Source organism: bacterium (genome assembly GCA_037131655.1).
Taxonomy (GTDB): Bacteria; Armatimonadota; Fimbriimonadia; order Fimbriimonadales; family JBAXQP01; genus JBAXQP01.
Genome location: JBAXQP010000195.1, coordinates 1 through 5,205 on the forward strand (window position 1 = coordinate 1; position 5,205 = coordinate 5,205).

4 protein-coding genes are annotated in these 5,205 nt (G+C 45.8%); all 4 read left to right on the forward strand.

Annotated features, from left to right (window positions below):
- Positions 1–1,091 (forward strand): glycosyltransferase family 4 protein (locus WCO51_09380; protein ID MEI6513469.1); only part of this gene is annotated, 1,091 nt, incomplete at its 5' end.
- The gene (locus WCO51_09385) at positions 1,084–3,072 is read left to right on the forward strand and encodes a hypothetical protein (protein ID MEI6513470.1); all 1,989 of its coding nucleotides are present in this window, start codon (positions 1,084–1,086) and stop codon (positions 3,070–3,072) included. The genes WCO51_09380 and WCO51_09385, both read left to right, overlap by 8 nt.
- A 159-nt stretch (positions 3,073–3,231) precedes the next feature.
- Positions 3,232–4,374 carry a peptidylprolyl isomerase gene (locus WCO51_09390; GenBank protein ID MEI6513471.1) on the forward strand — a complete coding sequence of 381 codons (1,143 nt, stop codon included), beginning with the start codon at positions 3,232–3,234 and terminating at the stop codon, positions 4,372–4,374.
- A 138-nt stretch (positions 4,375–4,512) separates the two neighbouring features.
- The coding region (locus tag WCO51_09395) for a Gfo/Idh/MocA family oxidoreductase (GenBank protein ID MEI6513472.1) at positions 4,513–5,205 on the forward strand (693 nt) is incomplete at its 3' end.

Here is a 5,205-nt window from a genome sequence, read left to right on the forward strand (position 1 = left end):
ATTATCGATACAATAACGGTACCGCGTTAATGCTTCGTGTATTGCACGTAATTCGTCCAAGTGTGGGTGGTATGTTGCGGTCAGTGGAACTGCTGACATCGCATCTTGGCGAGCATAATATCAAGGCCGATATTGCAGACAAAGACCTCATCCCTGCCCGCCCTTCGTTTGGTCAAGATCGCAAGGCTGCTCATCAGCTTCGTTTAATCGCAAAAGATTACGATCTCATTCATGCTCACGGCTATCGCGGGGCATGGGTTGCCGGATGGGCGCTTAATTCAATAAAACCATGGATATGGACAGCTCATAATTTATATTCAATTCCATCCGGTTCAATAGCGCGTCTATTTATCAATACGATCTTCCATCGTCTTGAACGATCGTCTCGCGCTTGCATCGCTGTCTCAAAGGCTGTCGCCTTATCTCTTGAGAAATCAGGAATTGAAAAGACTAAAATTAATGAGATTTATGGAGGAATCGACTTAAGCGCCTTCGAAAATGAAACAAAAAAGACAGAGGCCCGTCAAAGTCTGGGAATAGCGGAGATAGCCCCTACTATTGCAGCCGTTGGACGGTTTGCGCCAGAAAAAGGCTTTGATATAATGCTTCAAGCAATGGAAATATTATGGGACACAGTACCCGACGCGATCGCTTTATTTGCCGGTGATGGGCCTATGCGAGAGGAATTAATGAAGCAAACCTGCAAGCTATCTAAGCCGGATCAAATACGATTCCTGGGGTTTATCAACCCCCCAGATGATGTTTATGCGGCCGCAGATGTGGTTTGTGTCCCATCTAGGGCTGAAGGCTTAGGGATGACGGCTATCGAAGCGATGGCTTCCTCTCGCCCTGTGGTGGCTTTTAATGTCGGTGGACTTTCTGAAGTCATTTCAAATGAACGAACCGGCTTGATTGTTGAGCCTAATAATCCGGATGCACTAGCACAATCGTTAGCTCTATTATTAAAGGATCGATCAAAAGCGATGACTTTAGCGCTAGCTGGACGACAATATGCCTGTCAACAATTTGATATCCGAAGAACAGCATCTGAGACAGCATCCTTGTATCAGAAGGTGATTACAAGTGCGTAGCCTATTGTGTCTAATTATTATCATCTTATCCTGCATTGCGAATGCAATCCCTAAGCTAGTGGTTGTTATCGTTCCAGATGCCACCCTAAACGAAGCCTATGAAATCACTGCGCCCCTCTCTATCGAACGGCAATATTCAATTAGTTGGATTGTTGGACGCACGAGACGCCTTCCTATGCAAATGGAAGGCAATGGCGCTGCCAATATGCTTACAATCGCCGCCGGTGGTCAGGTTGCAGCTTCAGATGAATTCGAAACAGCCCCTGCAAGGCCAGACTGGGCTTCACAATGGCAATCACTAATCAAGTCTCATCATGGCATCGATGCTTGGGGACAAATAGGTCAACTTGCTGATATTATTCATTCAAATGGGATAAAAACGGCTGTCATTGGCAACAGCGATCTACCCTATCACCCTATTCGATACGGGCGATTATTGGCTAGCGATTCTTCAGGGAATGTCGATAATGATATGAGCGCCCTCCCGCCTGCTCAAAATCCTCAATCACCTTATGGCCTTCAATCAAACCTATTGACCATAGAAGATAGCTACATAGAAGCCAGCCGACATTGTCAATTCATCGTTATTGAGATAGGCGACATTCTCCGCGCGGATCGATATGAGCCAATGTGCACTCCAGAACAAGCTCAAATCATGCGAAGGATGGCTGTTATCCGCACAAAACAAATTGTAGACCGACTCCAAGGTCGTTTCCAGAAGCTAATTCTACTCGCGCCTCAATCAGGCTTTCAACCTGAACGCAATCGAATCTTTCCCCTGATCATTGCAACCAATAAGATCGCTAATTCAAAAAGCCTCTTGACTTCAAATAATACTCATATTCAAGGATTAATCACGAATTCCGATCTCACCCCAACGATTCTGCAAGCGATGGAATTGAATTTACCGAAGAATTTGATCGGACAGCCTGCGATCGAAAAACAAAGCTCATACCCGATCCAAACACTCGAAGACCTCAAAGCAAAGTGGGAGTGGCAATCTTCCGCATGGACAGCATGGATCGGCTTGTCTCTTTTTTGCACATTTACAATTGTTGCCGGATATTGGCTCTGGCGACGAACTCGTAATATGATTTGGCTTCAAACCGCTTCTTATCTCTGTATTATGCGTTTGCTGATTCCTGCAATTCTTGATGTCGCCCCCGGAGCGGTATGGTCAAACATCATGATGCTGACAGGCTATTTTATCGCTCTCGCCCTTATATTTGCTGGAAAATCACCCGTTCCTTATTGCTTGATTGCACTCATGTTTTTAGTCGATTGGGCTTTAGGTGGTCTAATTTCTGGAAGAGCTGCTTGGGGTCCTAACCCAGCTCATGGAATTCGATTTTACGGGGTTGGTAATCACTCGGCTGCAGTTGGGCTTGGAGTAATTTTATTAGCAGGAGCGATGATTTTACGTAGAAACCCATCAGCTCGTTGGATCGTCTTAACTCTTGTTCTAGTGTTTCCATTATTAATGCTCCGCGGAGTAAACGCTTGCATAGCCCTTGCAGGACTTGCGAGTTTTGTAACGGGATGGTGGCTTTTATTCCCGAGCAAGCTATCCCGCTGGTTAATTGCTATCGCTGCAGTAGCTTTGATGATTCTATTGATTGCTTTTGCACCTGGCCATATCAGCCGAATAATATCATTAGGATCCGACCCGTTACTTAGAACAGTAATCGGGAAATTTCATACCAATATGAGAGTTTTATTTTCAGAATGGGGATTGCTTCTCTTAACAGGACTGTTCGCAGCACGTTATTTTGAGTTACGAAGTCCAAAGCCATCCAACTCGGTGCGTTCTTGGTTAACTGCATGGAATATCGCTTTGCTTGTAGTCTTCCTAATCGAAGATATCGGGGCAATAATGGTAGCGCTAATGCTGATTTTTCGATTTGCCCTGTCAATTCAGTTGTTTACGCCTTTTTCCGAGCGAATTAAGCATCGACGTGAATTGAATCAAGGGCGCTTGTAGATTGCAAGTTGTTTTGAAGGGTAAAATTTATTATACATTTCTAGCTTTGCAAGCGATTTGCCAGTCTAGGCCAAAGTTAGGCTCACAGAATGGCACACACGCTTTGGCGAAGCGTTTACATAAGCAAAATAGCTACATCAATGAAGAGGTGAAAGATACATGCGTTTGAAGGAATTATTAATGGTACTGGCTGTCGGCGCGGTAGCCTTGGCATTTGCCGTAGAAACACCTACACAGCCTACAACACCACAACAGGGCAATGTTACGCCTGCTAAACCACCGGTTGTCAAACCAACACCGCCTACAGGACCCAACATGGCACCTGGCATGGGAATGTACGGTCAACCTGAATTACCTGACATCAAAATAAATATCGAAAAGATTGTTCCCTTAACCCCCCCCACTCCGGATACTGTACTAGCAAAGGTTAACGGCGAAGTAATTTTAGCTAAAGATGTTTTTGCTACCGGTTATGACTGGTTTGTTGGCCCAACACTTGATGAGATGATCCTTTATAAGCTCATCGATCAAGAAGCGCGAAAGAACAAAATTAATGTCACCAATGCCGAAATCAAGGCGTTGCTGGAAGAAACCGTCAAAAACAGTCTGAGAATGGTACCTCCTGGTCGTACTTGGCAGCAGCAACTACAAGCTACGGGAATGCCTGTCTCCCGCTTAAAAGCTAGAGCGAGAGCTCAAGTTCAGTTAAAGAAGATTGTAACTCTGAAAGTGAACCTCAATGACTTTGTGCACGTTCGCCAAATTCTTATTAAAGCTAAGTTCACTAAAGCTGAAGAAGTTCAAAAGAATGACGATGAAGCTAAAGCTAAGATCGAATCGATTTTAAAGCAGATCAACGAAGGCATGAAGTTCGAGGACGCCGCAAAAGAGTTTAACGAGGACCCATCCACTAAGGCTACCGGAGGCGATCTTTTCTTCCGCGGCAAAATGGAAATGGACCCTGCTTTTGCTGATGTTGCATTCAAGCTAAAAACTGCCGGCGATGTCGGTGGACCTATTAAGACAGTCCAGGGTTACCATCTCATCCAACTAATCGCCTATGGCAAACAGGCCACCCCAGCAGAAAAGAAGGAACTCATTGATAAAGCAGTCAACCAGATGATGGGTGAGTATATCTATAATCTTCAGGAGATTGCGAAAATCATCAATAAAGTTGTTCCTGCCATTAAGCCTTCTGCAATGCCCGGCCGTGGCCCGCAGATGGCTCCATCTCGACCTTCTACAAACCCAACAGTGAGACCTGGTACTAAACCGACTCTCACACCAGTGCCGCCTAAGTAATCTAAATAATCCTTGTGAATAGAACATAATCGTCCCTCCCTTCCGGAGGGACGATTCCTAGAAGTTGTATTTTATATCGTCAGCGCATCAGAAGGAGTTTCTGCCTGAGGCGCGAAAATATCTTATGGAGGTGATATAGTGTCGAAACGAACATTGAACGTCGGATTGGTAGGTTTTCAGTTTATGGGAAAGGCGCATTCAAACGCCTATCGCCAGGTGGCCCGCTTCTTCGATATGGATATTGAACCTGTGATGAAAGGGATATGCGGACTAGGTGAAGAAGCTGTCCGATCTGCCGCCCAGAAATATGGATGGGAATCAGGGGAGACGGATTGGGAGAAATTCGTTGCTCGCGACGATCTCGATGTCATTGACATCGCTGCGCCCAACCATCTTCATGCCCCGATTGCCATCGCTGCAGCGAAAGCAGGCAAAATCGTCTTGTGCGAAAAGCCGTTGGCTAACACGCTCAAAGAGACCCGCGAGATGGTCAAAGCCGTTGAAGAAGCCGGAGTTCTCCATGGTCTTTATCATAACTATCGCAAGGTCCCCGCAGTTGCCCTCGCAAAGCAGATTATCAGCGAAGGCAAATTGGGTAAAATTTTCCACTTCCGAGGCACCTATCTTCAGGATTGGATTGTTGATCCCAATTTCCCATTAGTATGGCGTCTCCAAAAAGAACTGGCCGGTTCAGGCGCGCATGGTGACTTGAATGCGCACATCATCGACCTTGCCAGATTCCTCGTCGGTGAATTCGATGAAGTTGTTGGCCATATGGAGACATTCATTAAGAAGCGACCGATACTGGCTGAGACTGATGACCGCCTCGGC